This is a genomic window from Pseudomonas sp. P5_A2_2, assembly GCF_054177685.1.
Genome location: NZ_JBGCUL010000046.1, coordinates 1 through 14,327, shown reverse-complemented (window position 1 = coordinate 14,327; position 14,327 = coordinate 1). Strand labels below are relative to the sequence as shown.

Genomic DNA, 14,327 nt, shown 5'->3' with positions numbered 1-14,327 from the left:
GATGTGCAGCTTGGCCAGTTCGTTGTCGGTCAGGTCCAGCACCGGGAAACCCTGCTCGCTCAGACTGGCGATCAACGCACTGCGCGGGTCGCTTTCCGGGTGCGTCTGCACACCGACGAAGATGTGCGCTTCGCTGCCGGTGTTGTAGCGGTAGTTGAATTCGGTGATCTGGCGCTTGCCGATAGCCTCGCAGAACGCCTTGAAGCTGCCCGGCTTTTCGGGAATGGTCACGGCGATGATGGCTTCGCGGCCCTCGCCCAGCTCCGCACGCTCGGCAACGTGGCGCAGGCGGTCGAAGTTGACGTTGGCCCCGGAGTCGATGGCCACGAAGGTCTGGCCGCTGACGCCGCGCTGCTCGACATATTTCTTGATCCCGGCCACGCCCAAGGCGCCTGCAGGTTCGGTGATCGAGCGGGTATCGTCGTAGATATCCTTGATGGCGGCGCAGATTTCGTCGGTGCTGACGGTGATCACCTCATCGACATGGTCTTTGCAGATGTCGAAGGTGTGCTGACCGATCTGGGCCACCGCAACGCCGTCGGCGAAGAGGCCCACGGTCGGCAGCACCACACGCTCGCCCGCCGCCATGGCGGCTTGCAGGCAATTGGAGTCATCCGGTTCGACGCCGATGATCTTGATGTCCGGGCGCAGATACTTCACGTACGCCGCGATGCCGGCAATCAGGCCGCCGCCGCCCACCGGGACGAAAATCGCGTCCAGTGGTTGCGGGTGTTGGCGCAGAATTTCCATCGCCACGGTGCCCTGCCCGGCAATGGTATGGGGATCGTCGTATGGGTGAATGTAGACATAGCCTTTTTCGTCGACCAGTTTCAGCGAGTAAGCCAGGGCTTCCGGGAACGAATCGCCGTGCAGCACCACCTTGCCGCCACGGGAGCGCACGCCTTCGACCTTGATCTCCGGGGTGGTCTTGGGCATGACGATGGTCGCTTTCACGCCCAACACCTTCGCCGCCAGAGCCAGGCCTTGGGCATGGTTGCCCGCCGACGCGGTGACCACGCCGCGAGCGCGCTCTTCTTCGCTCAACTGGGTCAACTTGTTGTAGGCGCCGCGAATCTTGAACGAGAACACCGGCTGCAAGTCTTCGCGCTTGAGCCAAATGCTGTTGCCCAGCCGCTCGGAGAGCTGGCGAGCAGACTGCAACGGGGTTTCTACGGCAACGTCATAAACGCGCGAGGTGAGGATCTTTTTGACGTACTGTTCAAGCATCGGAAAGCATCACTGAGCGGGTTGGGCAGGACCATGGAGTCTAACCCGGCTTTCAACTGTACGACCACACGAATACAGAGGTTTTAGCCAGACATGGGGCTATAATGCCGGCCTTTCGTTCCCTCCTCGGCACCCCGGAGCCCGCATGAACCAGGATCAACTCAAACAGGCAGTGGCTCAGGCCGCCGTCGACTTCATCCTTCCGAAACTCGACGACAAGAGCATCGTCGGGGTCGGCACCGGCTCCACCGCCAACTGCTTCATCGATGCCCTGGCCCGGCACAAAGGCGCATTCGACGGCGCCGTCGCCAGTTCCGAAGCCACCGCCGCGCGCCTCAAGGGCCACGGGATTCCGGTGTACGAACTGAACACCGTCAGCGACCTGGAGTTCTACGTCGACGGCGCCGATGAAAGCGACGAGCACCTGAACCTGATCAAGGGCGGTGGCGCCGCCCTGACCCGCGAGAAGATTGTCGCGGCCGTGGCCAAGACCTTCATCTGCATCGCCGACGCCAGCAAACTGGTGCCGGTCCTCGGTACTTTCCCGTTGCCGGTGGAAGTGATCCCGATGGCCCGCAGCCACGTGGCCCGCGAGCTGGTGAAGCTCGGCGGCGACCCGGTTTACCGCGAAGGCGTACTGACCGACAACGGCAACATCATCCTTGACGTGTTCAACATGCAGATCACCAATCCGGTGGAGCTGGAGACGCAGATCAATGCGATCGTCGGCGTGGTCACCAATGGTTTGTTCGCGGCGCGTCCGGCGGATCTGTTGTTGCTGGGTACCAGCGAAGGTGTAAAAACCCTGCGCGCTGAATAACTAAGACCGTCCACATTTTTGTGGGCAGATGAAAAAACCTGTGGGAGCGAGCTTGCTCGCGATTGCTGACGGCCAGTTGAAATCTATTTTGACTGATACGCCGCTATCGCGAGCAAGCTCGCTCCCACAGTGTTTTGTGGTGTTGGTTAGAGTTGCGTGGGTTTCTTGAAAACGTAAAACAGGTTTGGCTCGCTGACGAGGTACAGCGTACCGTCGTCGTCCATGGCGATCCCCTCCGCTTGCGGCACGGCTTTTTGCAGACCCTGTTGTCTCTTGCTCAGGGACATCGTGCTCAACGGACGCCCGTCCACATCCAGTTCCAGAATCAACCGGGACTCATCGGACAGCGCCAACAAATGCCCGCTGCGCTCGTCGTATTGCAAACCCGACAGGTCCCGCACAAACATCCCGGCATCACGCTTGGGGTCGTTGACTACGTGCACCGACCAGGATTCTTCAGGATTGAATCGCGGAAAACCGTACACCTCGTAGATCAGCATCGGGTCGCGCTCCTTGGCGACGAACAGGCGCTTGCCCACCGAATCGTAAGCCAAACCCTCGAAGCCCTTGTTGTCGCCCATGTGTACGCCAACGGTCATCTGCTCGGCGTCTGCCGCATCGACGAAGGTGGTGCCCTGCTCCAGACGAATCTTGATCAGCCGCTGCTGGCTTTCGTCAGTGACCACGTAGGTGTTCTCGCTGATGAACTCCACCGCCTCCGGATCCCCGAAACCGACCAGTGCCACACGGCGCAAGATCCTGCCGTCGAGGGACAACTCGATCAACTCGCTTCGCTTATTGGTAACGGTGAACAGGCTTTTGCGCACCGGGTCGTAGGTCAATGCTGAAACGTTTTCAACCTGGCCATCAATCACCTGCGCCTCGGTCACGACCTGATATTGGTCCAGCCCCATGGATCGGGAACTCACCGGTTGCCACAGCGTATGCAGATTGAACCAGGCACGCTCGAACAGGCGCTGGTATTGGCCGAGCGCAATCAAGGCGATCAGCGAGACCATCGACAGGATCAGAATCAGGGATTTGAGGCGGGCAAATCGACGCATTCGGGTGGGCTCAGGGTCAATACAGGCGGATGAAATATCACGCCTGTCTGAACTGCAGCTTAATGGCCGCTGGCCTTTTACGTACAGACAATCAGCGCTGGCGCTGGTTACTTCTGTTTTTCGAAGCGATAGAACAGGTTCGGCTCACTCACCATGTACAGCGTGCCCGCTTCATCCATGGCCACGCCTTCGGCACGGGGAATGGTATTTTTCAGGCCGTTGAAGCCACGCAGCAAAGTAATGAAACTGACCTGCTCACCCTTCTTGTCCAGCTCCAGCAACAGGTGCGATTCGGCGGACAGCACCAGCATGTGGCCAGTCCGCGGGTCGATGGCCAGTGCCGACAGGTTGCGCATGTCCAGTGCATGACTGGCCAGTTTCAGCTTGTCGCCGGTCAGGACCTGGCCGTCACCTTTCCAGGTAAACAATGCCGGCGGGCGCTCTTCGCCCAGCACCAGTTGCTGATTATGCGAATCCCAGGTGACCCCCTCGAAAGCCTTGTTCTGATCTTTGGAAGGCCCGAGGTCGTATTTCGGGAAGTCGGCGATGTTCAGCTCGCGGGTATCGGCATCGACCTTGACGATGGCTATCAGGTGCTCGCGCTCATCGACAATCGCCAGTCGGCCGTCGCCCAGCACGGTGACGCCCTCAGGGTTGCTCCAGCCGACCAACGGCATTTTGCGCAGCACATCGCCCTGCAAGTTCAACTCGACCAGAAACGGGTTCTTGCCCATGACCGAAAACAGGGTCTTGGTCTGGGGGTCGTAGGCCAGGTCCGATGCTTCGTCCTTCTCCATGCCCGGCAACGGCTTGGCATCGATCACCGCCCGGTAGTCCGGAAGCCAGATGCTCGCCTGACGCTCGGCCGGGCTTTTCAATTGCTCTTTCACCCAGAGCACGCCCCGCGCATCCCAGTGCATGGCAAATGCAACGCCGTAGGCGACAACGACCACCAGCAGTAGCCAGATTTGCCAACGCAGGGCGAAGCGTGAGCGGCGGGCAGGTTTCAACGTGGAAAGCGGAGGAGTGGCCATCAGGGATGCGTTCCAGAAATTCAGGCTAGGGGTAATAGCACAATTTAGGGTCGGCTCAGAGGCCAACAGCCCTGAAATTATCCAGACCGGATGTGAAAAAAACGGGAAATGACAGGGTGGAGCTGTGTGGAATCTGGACTTCAACCCACCAAATACTACTGTGGGAGCGAGCTTGCTCCCACAGGGTTTGGCAGTGCCTGGACTAGCGGACGCTGCTGATGAAGCGGCTCGCGCCCGGCAGCTCCAGAACGATCTCATCACCGACATTCAGCGGACCGACGCCCACTGGTGTGCCAGTCAGAATCACATCACCGGCTTGCAACGAGAAGCAGCCGGCCATGTGCTGGATCATCGGCACGATCGGGTTGAGCATTGCACTGCTGTTGCCGTCCTGGCGCACTTCACCGTTGATGGTCAGGCGAATGCCGATGTCGGTCAGATCGGCAAACGTGCTGCCGGACACAAACGGAGCAATCACTGCCGCACCGTCGAAGGACTTGGCGATTTCCCAGGGCAGGCCCTTGGATTTCAGCTCGGCCTGCTTGTCGCGCAGGGTCAGGTCCAGGGCCGGGGCGAAACCGGAGATGGCGTCGAGCACTTCTTCACGGCTCGGCCTGGTCGACAACGGCTTGCCGATCAAGACCGCGATTTCCGCTTCGTAATGCACCGAGCCGCGCTCGGTCGGAATGCTGAAACCGCCTTCCAGCGGCACAACACAACTGCCTGGCTTGATGAACAGCAGTGGCTCGGTCGGTACCGGGTTATCCAGTTCCTTGGCGTGTTCGGCGTAGTTACGGCCGATGCACACCACTTTCCCCAACGGGAAATGAATACGCGTACCGTCGACATACTGGTGCTGATAGCTCATTACCGACTCCTGCCTTCATGGATGCTTAAAAATTGCAGATCAAACCGCGAAGATCTTGCCCGGGTTCATGATGCCGTTCGGGTCGAACACTGCCTTGACCGCTTTCATGTACTCGATCTCGACCGGGGAGCGGCTGTAGGTCAAGTAGTCACGCTTGGTCATGCCCACGCCATGCTCGGCGGAAATCGAACCGTTGTACTTCTCGACGGTTTCGAACACCCACTTGTTGACGGTGGCGCACTTGGCGAAGAACTCGTCCTTGCTCAGGGTATCCGGCTTGAGGATGTTCAAGTGCAGGTTGCCGTCGCCGATGTGGCCGAACCAGACGATTTCGAAGTCCGGGTAGTGTTCGCCGACGATCGCGTCGATTTCCTTCAGGAACGCCGGGACTTTCGACACGGTGACCGAGATGTCGTTCTTGTACGGCGTCCAGTGGGAAATGGTTTCGGAGATGTATTCGCGCAGTTTCCACAGGTTTTGCAGCTGGGTTTCGCTCTGGCTCATCACGCCGTCCAGCACCCAGCCCTGCTCGACGCAGTGCTCGAAGGTTTCCAGGGCGTGGTTGGCTACATCTTCGGTGGTCGCTTCGAATTCCAGCAGCGCGTAGAACGGGCAGTCGGTTTCGAACGGCGCCGGGACATCGCCACGGCCCATGACTTTGGCCAGGGCCTTGTCGGAGAAGAATTCGAAGGCGGTCAGGTCAAGCTTGCTCTGGAAGGCGTGCAGCACCGGCATGATCGAGTCGAAATCGGCGGTACCGAGGACCATCGCGGTGAGGTTTTTCGGCGCGCGATCCAGGCGCATGGTCGCTTCGACCACGAAACCGAGGGTGCCTTCGGCGCCAATGAACAGCTGACGCATGTCGTAGCCGGTGGCGTTCTTGATCAGGTCGCGGTTCAGTTCCAGCACGTCGCCCTTGCCGGTGACCACTTTCATGCCAGCAACCCAGTTACGGGTCATGCCGTAGCGAATCACCTTGATCCCGCCGGCATTGGTGCCGATATTGCCGCCAATCTGGCTCGATCCTGCCGAAGCGAAGTCTACCGGGTAGTACAGCCCTTTTTCTTCGGCCACGTTCTGCAGATGCTCGGTAACCACGCCCGGCTGACAAACGGCGGTGCGGTCAGTGAGGTTCACGTCGAGGATCTGGTTCATGTAGTCGAAGGACACGACCACTTCGCCATTGGCCGCCACGGCAGCGGCGGACAACCCGGTACGACCGCCGGACGGCACCAGCGCCACCTTGTGTTTATTGGCCCACAGGACAATGGCCTGGACCTGCTCGGTGGTTTTGGGGAACACGATGGCGGTCGGGGCCGGGGCGAAATGCTTGGTCCAATCCTTTCCGTAAGCATTCAGGGAGTCGGCATCGGTCAGCACCTTGCCAGGCTCAACCAGTGTCTTCAGCTCATCAATCAGGGCAGGATTGGTCATCGACAGAACTCTCGAACAATTCATGGTCATCCTGAGAACGCTTCACGTCGCAGGAATGAGTGTTTAGCGGGGCGCATATGCTAGCATACCGACCCCGCAGGATAGTGCCCAAGGGCTGTTCTGCGGTGACGGCTGTCGTGCCGTCCGGGTCAGCGTCTGCTGGCTATCTCCTGCCATTTTTCTCCGGGATACAGGTTTACGCAGATGAGCAAGACTTCTCTCGATAAGAGCAAGATCAAGTTCCTTCTTCTCGAAGGCGTCCACCAATCGGCTGTCGACGTCCTCAAGGCGGCGGGCTACACCAGCATCGAGTACCTCACAGGTTCTCTGCCGGAAGCCCAGCTCAAGGAAAAGATCGCTGATGCTCACTTCATCGGCATTCGCTCCCGCACTCAACTGACCGAAGAGATCTTCGATCACGCGAAGAAGCTCGTGGCTGTAGGGTGTTTCTGCATCGGCACCAACCAGGTCGACCTGGACGCTGCCCGCGAACGCGGCATCGCAGTGTTCAACGCGCCGTACTCCAACACCCGTTCCGTTGCGGAGCTGGTGCTGGCCGAAGCGATCCTGCTGTTGCGCGGCATCCCTGAGAAGAACGCTTCCTGCCACCGTGGCGGCTGGATCAAGAGCGCAGCCAACTCCTTCGAAATCCGCGGCAAGAAGCTGGGCATCGTCGGTTACGGCTCGATCGGTACTCAACTGTCGGTCCTGGCGGAAGGCCTGGGGATGCAGGTGTACTTTTACGACACCATCACCAAGCTGCCATTGGGTAACGCTACTCAGGTAGGCAAGCTGCACGAGCTGCTGGCGATGTCCGACATCGTTTCGCTGCACGTACCGGAAACCGCCGCCACCCAGTGGATGATGGGCGAGAAAGAAATCCGCGCGATCAAGAAAGGCGGCATCCTGATCAACGCCGCCCGCGGCACCGTGGTCGAACTGGACGCCCTGGCGGACGCGATCAAGGACAAGCACCTGATCGGCGCAGCCATCGACGTGTTCCCGGTGGAGCCACGCTCCAACGACGAAGAGTTCGAAAGCCCGCTGCGTGGCCTGGACAACGTGATCCTGACTCCGCACATCGGTGGTTCCACCGCTGAAGCCCAGGCCAACATCGGTCTGGAAGTGGCGGAAAAACTGGTCAAGTACAGCGACAACGGTACTTCGGTATCGTCCGTGAACTTCCCGGAAGTGGCCCTGCCGGCTCACCCTGGCAAGCACCGCCTGCTGCACATCCACGAGAACATCCCGGGTGTGATGAGCGAGATCAACAAGGTCTTCGCCGAAAACGGCATCAACATCTCCGGTCAGTTCCTGCAGACCAACGAGAAGGTCGGCTATGTGGTAATCGACGTCGACGCCGAGTACTCGGACCTGGCGCAAGAGAAGCTGCAACACGTCAACGGCACCATCCGTAGCCGGGTGTTGTTCTAAAGCTTGAAGCTTGCAACTGTAAAAAAGGGAGCCCCTGCGAAGGGGCTCCCTTTTTTATTTCACATTGACGGTAATCTTCTCGGAAACGATCGGTGGCTCGAACGGCATGTGGTTGCTATCGCCCAGTTCAAGCTGCAGGGTATGTTTGCCTGGCGTGAGCGTTATTTCAGCCTGGGTCTGCGCACCGCCGAAATGCAGGTGGTTGGCATCCTTGGGGATCGGCGCACCGGCGGCTGGCAGCTCATCGACGTCGATCAGCACGTGGTGATGACCGGTGTTCTTGGTGGTATCGCCCGCCGGTGCCAAGGCAATGTTCTCGACCGCGAACTTGACGACGACGGTCTGTGGAATCGTCGMACCGTCCTTGGGAGAAACAATGGACACTTCGGCGCCTTTCGGAGCCGGCGTTGCAGCACTGGCCAGCACYGAAACACCCATCAACAGGCCAGCCAAAGCAGCACGTGACTTAAAGGTTTTCATTCTCTTCTCCAGTTTTTCCGTAAAATTCGCGTGACCATGACAACTTCATGGCCATTCGTTGTCGAAGGCACTCGACAACCATAGCAAAGCGAGCCTGAATCAGAGGGTCCGCGATAAAAATTCAAAGGAGTGACCATGCGCTTTCTGCCTGGCCTGATCTGCCTGCTACCCCTTTTGAGCCCTTTGGCTCACGCCGAATTGATAGATGACGTCAACGACCGCGGCGAATTGCGCATTGCCGTTGAAGCCAACACCCCGCCATTCAATTTCAAGGATGACGACAAACTCACCGGTTTCGAAGTCGAACTGGGCCAACTGCTGGCAAGTGAACTCGATGTCCGGGCCGACTTTGTCGTCACCGACGGCAGCGATCTGCTGACTGGCGTCGAAAGTGGCAAATACGACATCGCCATCAACCACATAGCAGTGACCCCGGACCTCCAGGATCGTTTCGACTTCAGCGAACCTTACGTTCAAACCCATGCGCAGTTGATCGCGCAAAAAGAAGAACCGCGCTCCATTCTGCTGGTGCAGTCGCTGACAGAAGAAAAGCCTAAAACCAACCCGGCCGTGAGCCTGGCGATTCCGTTTCAGAAAGGTAATCCGGCGTTCCATGCCAGCCTGGAAAACGCGTTGCAGCGGATCAAGGATGACGGGCGACTGCAAGCGCTGGAGCAGAAGTGGTTGGGGGCGGATGCGGGCGAAGTGCCGAAGCCTTGAGGTTGTTGCAGGTCTGAAGTGAAAGCTGATCCTGTAGGAGCGAGCCTGCTCGCGATGGCGGCCTGACATTCAACATCAATGTTGACTGGGCTGGCCTCATCGCGAGCAAGCTCGCTCCCACAGTGTCTTGTGTCGCTCGTTAATCGAGTGCTGCCAACGTCAGCGCCACTTGCGACAACTCCAGCTCACTGAACACCTGCACCCCATGGCGCCTGAGCAACGCCGCCGTCACGCCCTCGCCACTGACCTTCACACCACTGAATGTCCCGTCATAGGTCAGCAGATTGCCGCAGGACGGGCTGTTGGCCTTGAGGATGGCGATGCGGATGCCATGTTTGCGGACCAGCTCAAGTGCCTGATACGCCCCCGACAAAAACTGCGCACTGACATCCTCGCCCTCGGTAGTGATCACCAGCGCCTGGCCGTCGAGCACTTGCGCGCCCTGCCCGCCCGGAATTTCCGCCGCTGCCCGTGGCGTCGGCAAGCCGCCGGCGACCTCTGGGCACAAGGGTACGACCCGACCTTCATCAAGCCACTGCGCAAGCGGATCGAACGGCCCGCTGGCCCCGCCGTCGTAACGAACCCGGTGGCCCAACAGGCAGCGACTGACGAGAATTTTCTGCATGATCAGAACGGCTCGTTACCGCGCCGGCGGAACCAGCCGGTCAGCGACAGGCGATCCCGGGTCGCGGGCAGGACTTCGTGGGGAACCTCTGCGGAGAGAAACACCACCAGGCAGCCGCCGATAGGTTGCACGTCTTGGACGCGATCATTGTCGAGGTACATGCGCAATTGGCCGCCGTGCTCGGGAAGCCAACCGTCATTGAGGTAAACCACCGCCGAAACCATGCGCCGGTCGTCATCGCGAAAGCGGTCGACATGCTTCAAGTAAAAGGCACCGGGCGGGTACATCGCAAAATGGCTTTCGAAATCCTCCAGGCCGAGAAACAGACCGCGATTGATCGCCTCGCGCAGGCTGTCCATCAAGTTCAGGTAGCTGTCGCAAGCCTCGGCCTGGCCGGGGTCGATCCACTGGATATGGTCGCCACGAATCCCTTCGCGGATCTCCGATGACGGCCCACGACCCACGGCGGCCGGAGCCAGCTCACCCTCGACAGCACGCTTGCGACACTCGGCCGCCAGCGCCTGGGTCAGATCCAGAGGCAGGAAAATATTCTGCTGCGACCAACCGTGCTCGGCCAGATCGTCGACGATTCGTAACAGCAGCGGGTGATCAGAGGATATTTGCATGCCGCGCATAGTATTCCTGTACCCGGAAATCCGACAGAGCCGCGCAGCGGACTGATACGAATTCTCGACAAGTACGGATGCCGCACGGAGAATAGTCGCCTGCTGACTGGAGTCCCTATGCGCCGTTTGCTTTTATCACTGCTGATGTTCTGCGTATTGCCCGCCTGGGCAGACAGCCACGACCAGTTGTACAAGGTCGCCGGCTGGCCGGAACAACGCGCGCATTTCAGCGACGCCCTCTCGGCTGCTCAGCAACGCTATCAGGGCAGCCTGCCTCCAGCGGTGTTTCAGGCACTGGTCAATAACAGCAATCAGCGATTTTCCGCCCAGGCCATGGACCGGCGCGCCGAAGCGCAATTGCGCAAGAACCTCGCCAACCCCAAACCCGCGCTGACGTTTTTCCAATCGCCCCTGGGCAAGAAAATCGTCGCCGCCGAGCTACTGGCGACCCGTCGCGACCAACTGGCAAAAAACGCCAAGGGTCTGCCGAAAATGCAGGCCAGCGACAGCCGCATGCTGATCATCGGCCATTTGGCACAAGCCCTGCCCGCACGCGAGGCCGGCGCGGAAGTCAGCCTGGCGATTGCTGGCGTCGCCGCCGATAGCTTGAGCTCGATGATTCCCGGGCTGCTCGGTGCCGGTCAGGCACAGGGCATGCTGAACGGACAACGTCAGCGCCTGATGGACCAGATCGGCAGCGACCTCAACAACACGCTGTTGTATGTCTATCGCGACCTGTCGGACGACGATCTGGAAGAGTTCGCGACCTTTGCCGAATCGGCGGAAGGCCAGGCTTATTATCAAGCGGCGCTAGCGGCAATTCGGGCGGGGTTGGCGGTGGGGCAGAGCAATTCGAACCTGACCCAGTGATCCTCACCAACTTATAGACCGCTATCGTCGGAACGCCGCCCGGAGCAAGCTCGCTCCCACAGTGTTTTGAGTCGCCCCCCACAAATTTGTGATCACCGCAAAACCTGTGGGAGCGAGCTTGCTCGCGATGGGGCCAAAACAGACACTAGAGATTGTGCCCTTTGATCCGCCTGGTCAAAAACCCGAAATACTCCTGCCGCATCACCAACGTTTCATTCGCCAGATGATGCCGTGCCTCGGGCAGCATCAGCACCTGCGGCCGATCAAACTTGCCCCGCAAAACGTCCAGGTTGTGCTCCCAATCCACTGTCATGTCGGCCTGGCCCTGCACGATCAGCGGCCGCCGCGTGCTCGCGGGTGCGGCTTCGATACGCTTGATCCAGCGTGCCAATGCGCCCACCCAGGCTGTCGGCAGGCGCAGCGGCTGCAACGGATCTGCTTGCAGGAACGGCAAAAACGCCGGGTCGTTGGAGTTCTCGCTGAAACGCCGGGCGATGGCTTTGACGAAAGGCTTGAGCAGGTAGTAACTCAGTTGCGACCAACCCCACGCCCGCGGCCGCACCAGCGGCGACAGCAGAATCACCTGACCCTGCGCCGGGCTGCTCACCCCCGCATTCAACACATGATCGATCACGATCGCCCCGCCGGTACTCTGCCCACACAGGTGCCACGGTTGCGGCAAGTCGAGGGATTGTGCCTCGCCGAACAACCCTTGCAACGCGTCCTGATACTCGGCGAAGTCCTTGATGCTCGCCCGTTCGCCACTGGACAAGCCGTGCCCCGGCAAGTCGCAGGCAATCACCGCAAAGCCCTGGTCCAGCGCCCACTCGATCACATGCCGGTAGAGCCCGGTGTGATCGTAGAAACCGTGGATGACAAACAGCGTCGCCTTCGCCCGCTCGGGCCACCAGAACTGGCTGACCAGCTCATAACCATCGACCTCGAACCGCCCAAGGCCACTGCGCACCTGACGCTGCGCAAAATCCAGCCCGTAGAACCGCCGGTAAGCCTGCGCCTGTGCTGACAACGGCTGCCCGGCTGCCAGAGGCAGCAAGCTGGCGCGTAGAAGATCAGGGTCGAAAGTAGCCGGCATGGACGATTCCAGAACGTGAAACGGACTTTATAGGCCTGCGATATTCTTCTGTCGCGGCAAGCATGGCAAGCTAGCCGACCTTCGAGGACTGAACCGATGCGCTCGCCCTATCGCGCCACCCTGTTTGCCTGCCTGCTCGCCGTGGTGTGTGCCGGCATGTTGTGGGCGGCCTACAACTGGTTCCAGGGGCGTTACCTGCGGGCGTTCAGCGAGCACACGGCGATGTTTTCGGGGGATCCGCTGCGCCTTCCCGAGTCCCTCGCCGGCCCTGGCGCCATCCGCCTGGTGCATTTCTGGGACCCGGCCTGCCCGTGCAATGTCGGCAATCAACAACACCTGACCGAACTGGTCGAGCGCTACGTACCCCATGGCGTGGAATTCTATGTCGTGCAAAAACCCGGTAGCCACGGCCAATTGCCGGGCACCCTGAGCAGCCTCAAAACCATCGACATCCTGCCCGGTTCCGAACAGATCCCCGCCAGCCCGGCCGTGGCGATCTGGGATCGCAGCGGCAAACTGGCGTACTTCGGCCCCTACAGCGAAGGCCTGACCTGCAATTCGAGCAACAGTTTTATCGAACCCATCCTGCAAGCGCTGGATGAAGGCCGTGCAGTGAGTGCCACGCACACATTGGCTGTGGGTTGTTACTGCCCGTGGCCTGTCGATCCAGCGAAGTAGGCAAAGACCTGGTAATACGAATCCCTCCTACGGGCGATGCGCCATATCGGCGCGCCGTGTTACACAGTGGCGCCAGGAATCACAATAACAACAAGGAGTCGCCATGAAACGCAGCCTGACCGCTCTCGCTCTGCTGATCGTCGTGCTGGCCGCCGGGGCCGGCGGGTACCTCTACAGCAAGCAGCCGTCACGCCAGGGCATGGTGGAACTGCAACACCTGCAAGGCTCCGTCACCGTGCGCTACGACGAGCGCGGCGTCCCGCACATCCACGCCGAAAACGAAACCGACCTGTACCGCGCCCTCGGCTACGTGCATGCCCAGGACCGCCTGTTCCAGATGGAAGTCTTGCGTCGCCTGGCCCGTGGCGAATTGGCCGAAGTGCTCGGGCCAAAACTGCTCGACACCGACAAACTGATGCGCAGCCTGCGCATTCGCGAACGCGCCGAAACCTACTTCGCGAATCTCGACAAGCAGTCGCCCGCCTTCATTGCCATGCAAGCCTATCTGGACGGCATCAACCAGTATCAGGACAGTCACGCAAAACCCGTGGAGTTCGACGTGCTGGGCATTCCAAAACGTCCATTCACGGCCCAGGACACCATCAGCATCGCCGGGTACATGGCCTACAGTTTTGCAGCCGCATTTCGTACCGAACCCTTGCTGACATTCGTGCGCGATCAACTGGGGCCCGGATACCTGAACATCTTCGATCTCGACTGGCAGCCAAAAGGCGTGCTCAACGGGACCGCACCCTCCCTGGCCAGCGCCGACTGGAAAGACCTCAATGCCCTCGCCCGCCTGAGCGAACAAGCCTTGGCCGACAACGGCCTGCCACAGTTCGAGGGCAGCAACGCCTGGGTCGTCGCAGGCAGCCGGACCCAAAGCGGCAAGCCGCTGCTGGCGGGTGATCCGCATATCCGTTTTTCCGCGCCGTCGGTGTGGTACGAAGCGCAACTCTCGGCTCCGGGCTTTGAACTCTACGGCCACTATCAGGCCTTGATGCCGTTCGCCTCCCTGGGCATGAACCACGACTTCGGCTGGAGCATCACCATGTTCCAGAACGACGACCTCGACCTGATCGCCGAGAAGGTCAACCCGGACAACCCCAATCAGGTCTGGTATCGCGGCAAGTGGGTGGACATGACGACCAGCGAGCAGCAGATCGCGGTCAAGGGCCAGGCACCGGTCACGCTGGTGCTGCGCCAGTCACCCCACGGCCCGATCGTCAACGATGCCCTGAGCAACGGCGTCGGCAAGACGCCGATTGCCATTTGGTGGGCGTTTCTCGAAAGCCAGAATCCGATTCTGGAGGGCTTCTACCAGCTCAATCGCGCCGACACCCTGGCCAAGGCC

Annotated in this window: 15 protein-coding genes; 6 read left to right on the top strand and 9 right to left on the bottom strand. The window is 60.0% G+C overall.

What is annotated here, in order from left to right:
- Window positions 1–1,227: threonine ammonia-lyase, biosynthetic (gene ilvA, locus ACXRVY_RS06670; RefSeq protein ID WP_458237143.1), on the bottom strand; the 1,227-nt coding region annotated here is incomplete at its 3' end.
- A gap of 145 nt (window positions 1,228–1,372) precedes the next feature.
- Between ilvA and rpiA the strand changes: the two genes are divergently transcribed.
- A complete protein-coding gene (gene rpiA / locus ACXRVY_RS06665; protein ID WP_223456611.1) occupies window positions 1,373–2,047 on the top strand; it encodes a ribose-5-phosphate isomerase RpiA in 675 nt (224 codons plus the stop codon).
- 146 nt (window positions 2,048–2,193) lie between these two features.
- On the opposite strand, the gene ACXRVY_RS06660 is transcribed toward rpiA, so the two are convergent.
- From ACXRVY_RS06660 to ACXRVY_RS06645, 4 genes are all read right to left on the bottom strand, one after another.
- Complete coding sequence (locus ACXRVY_RS06660) at window positions 2,194–3,111, bottom strand: SdiA-regulated domain-containing protein (protein ID WP_223456609.1); 918 nt, start codon at window positions 3,109–3,111, stop codon at window positions 2,194–2,196.
- Window positions 3,112–3,218: 107 nt separating this feature from the next.
- Entirely contained in the window at window positions 3,219–4,145 is a 927-nt protein-coding gene (locus ACXRVY_RS06655; protein WP_223456607.1) for an SdiA-regulated domain-containing protein, read from the bottom strand.
- Window positions 4,146–4,347: 202 nt separating this feature from the next.
- Window positions 4,348–5,013 carry a fumarylacetoacetate hydrolase family protein gene (locus ACXRVY_RS06650; protein ID WP_223456605.1) on the bottom strand — a complete coding sequence of 222 codons (666 nt, stop codon included), beginning with the start codon at window positions 5,011–5,013 and terminating at the stop codon, window positions 4,348–4,350.
- A gap of 39 nt (window positions 5,014–5,052) precedes the next feature.
- Complete coding sequence (locus ACXRVY_RS06645) at window positions 5,053–6,447, bottom strand: FAD-binding oxidoreductase (RefSeq protein ID WP_223456603.1); 1,395 nt, start codon at window positions 6,445–6,447, stop codon at window positions 5,053–5,055.
- Window positions 6,448–6,651: 204 nt separating this feature from the next.
- On the opposite strand from ACXRVY_RS06645, the gene serA reads away from it, so the two are divergent.
- A complete protein-coding gene (serA, locus tag ACXRVY_RS06640) occupies window positions 6,652–7,881 on the top strand; it encodes a phosphoglycerate dehydrogenase (RefSeq protein WP_223456601.1) in 1,230 nt (409 codons plus the stop codon).
- A gap of 54 nt (window positions 7,882–7,935) precedes the next feature.
- Here the strand turns inward: serA and ACXRVY_RS06635 are convergent, their stop codons facing one another.
- Window positions 7,936–8,361, bottom strand: a complete 426-nt coding sequence (locus ACXRVY_RS06635) for a DUF4399 domain-containing protein (protein ID WP_458237142.1) — start codon at window positions 8,359–8,361, stop codon at window positions 7,936–7,938.
- 135 nt (window positions 8,362–8,496) lie between these two features.
- On the opposite strand from ACXRVY_RS06635, the gene ACXRVY_RS06630 reads away from it, so the two are divergent.
- Window positions 8,497–9,081, top strand: a complete 585-nt coding sequence (locus tag ACXRVY_RS06630; protein ID WP_223456597.1) for a transporter substrate-binding domain-containing protein — start codon at window positions 8,497–8,499, stop codon at window positions 9,079–9,081.
- 139 nt (window positions 9,082–9,220) lie between these two features.
- Here the strand turns inward: ACXRVY_RS06630 and ACXRVY_RS06625 are convergent, their stop codons facing one another.
- Both ACXRVY_RS06625 and ACXRVY_RS06620 read right to left on the bottom strand, forming a co-directional pair.
- On the bottom strand, window positions 9,221–9,706 hold the full coding sequence (locus tag ACXRVY_RS06625; RefSeq protein WP_223456594.1) for a 2-thiouracil desulfurase family protein: 486 nt from the start codon (window positions 9,704–9,706) through the stop codon (window positions 9,221–9,223).
- A 2-nt stretch (window positions 9,707–9,708) separates the two neighbouring features.
- Window positions 9,709–10,341, bottom strand: a complete 633-nt coding sequence (locus ACXRVY_RS06620; RefSeq protein ID WP_223456592.1) for a 2OG-Fe(II) oxygenase — start codon at window positions 10,339–10,341, stop codon at window positions 9,709–9,711.
- A 108-nt stretch (window positions 10,342–10,449) separates the two neighbouring features.
- Here ACXRVY_RS06620 and ACXRVY_RS06615 point away from each other — a divergent pair, with 108 nt between their 5' ends.
- Window positions 10,450–11,202, top strand: coding sequence for a DUF2059 domain-containing protein (locus ACXRVY_RS06615; RefSeq protein ID WP_223456590.1), 753 nt, complete (start codon window positions 10,450–10,452; stop codon window positions 11,200–11,202).
- A gap of 145 nt (window positions 11,203–11,347) precedes the next feature.
- Here ACXRVY_RS06615 and bipL read toward each other — a convergent pair whose 3' ends face one another.
- The gene (gene bipL, locus ACXRVY_RS06610) at window positions 11,348–12,295 is read right to left on the bottom strand and encodes a phospholipase BipL (protein ID WP_223456588.1); all 948 of its coding nucleotides are present in this window, start codon (window positions 12,293–12,295) and stop codon (window positions 11,348–11,350) included.
- 96 nt (window positions 12,296–12,391) lie between these two features.
- On the opposite strand from bipL, the gene ACXRVY_RS06605 reads away from it, so the two are divergent.
- Together ACXRVY_RS06605 and ACXRVY_RS06600 are read left to right on the top strand one after the other, a co-directional pair.
- Window positions 12,392–12,973, top strand: coding sequence for a DUF6436 domain-containing protein (locus ACXRVY_RS06605; protein ID WP_223456585.1), 582 nt, complete (start codon window positions 12,392–12,394; stop codon window positions 12,971–12,973).
- Window positions 12,974–13,076: 103 nt separating this feature from the next.
- The coding region (locus tag ACXRVY_RS06600) for a penicillin acylase family protein (RefSeq protein ID WP_458237141.1) at window positions 13,077–14,327 on the top strand (1,251 nt) is incomplete at its 3' end.

Bases quoted from the DNA above. Each gene is read 5' to 3' on its own strand.
- rpiA (WP_223456611.1), top strand. From the start codon at position 1,373: ATGAACCAGGATCAACTCAAACAGGCAGTGGCTCAGGCCGCCGTCGAC.
- ACXRVY_RS06660 (WP_223456609.1), bottom strand. From the start codon at position 3,111: ATGCGTCGATTTGCCCGCCTCAAATCCCTGATTCTGATCCTGTCGATG.
- ACXRVY_RS06655 (WP_223456607.1), bottom strand. From the start codon at position 4,145: ATGGCCACTCCTCCGCTTTCCACGTTGAAACCTGCCCGCCGCTCACGC.
- ACXRVY_RS06650 (WP_223456605.1), bottom strand. From the start codon at position 5,013: ATGAGCTATCAGCACCAGTATGTCGACGGTACGCGTATTCATTTCCCG.
- ACXRVY_RS06645 (WP_223456603.1), bottom strand. From the start codon at position 6,447: ATGACCAATCCTGCCCTGATTGATGAGCTGAAGACACTGGTTGAGCCT.
- serA (WP_223456601.1), top strand. From the start codon at position 6,652: ATGAGCAAGACTTCTCTCGATAAGAGCAAGATCAAGTTCCTTCTTCTC.
- ACXRVY_RS06630 (WP_223456597.1), top strand. From the start codon at position 8,497: ATGCGCTTTCTGCCTGGCCTGATCTGCCTGCTACCCCTTTTGAGCCCT.
- ACXRVY_RS06625 (WP_223456594.1), bottom strand. From the start codon at position 9,706: ATGCAGAAAATTCTCGTCAGTCGCTGCCTGTTGGGCCACCGGGTTCGT.
- ACXRVY_RS06620 (WP_223456592.1), bottom strand. From the start codon at position 10,341: ATGCGCGGCATGCAAATATCCTCTGATCACCCGCTGCTGTTACGAATC.
- ACXRVY_RS06615 (WP_223456590.1), top strand. From the start codon at position 10,450: ATGCGCCGTTTGCTTTTATCACTGCTGATGTTCTGCGTATTGCCCGCC.
- bipL (WP_223456588.1), bottom strand. From the start codon at position 12,295: ATGCCGGCTACTTTCGACCCTGATCTTCTACGCGCCAGCTTGCTGCCT.
- ACXRVY_RS06605 (WP_223456585.1), top strand. From the start codon at position 12,392: ATGCGCTCGCCCTATCGCGCCACCCTGTTTGCCTGCCTGCTCGCCGTG.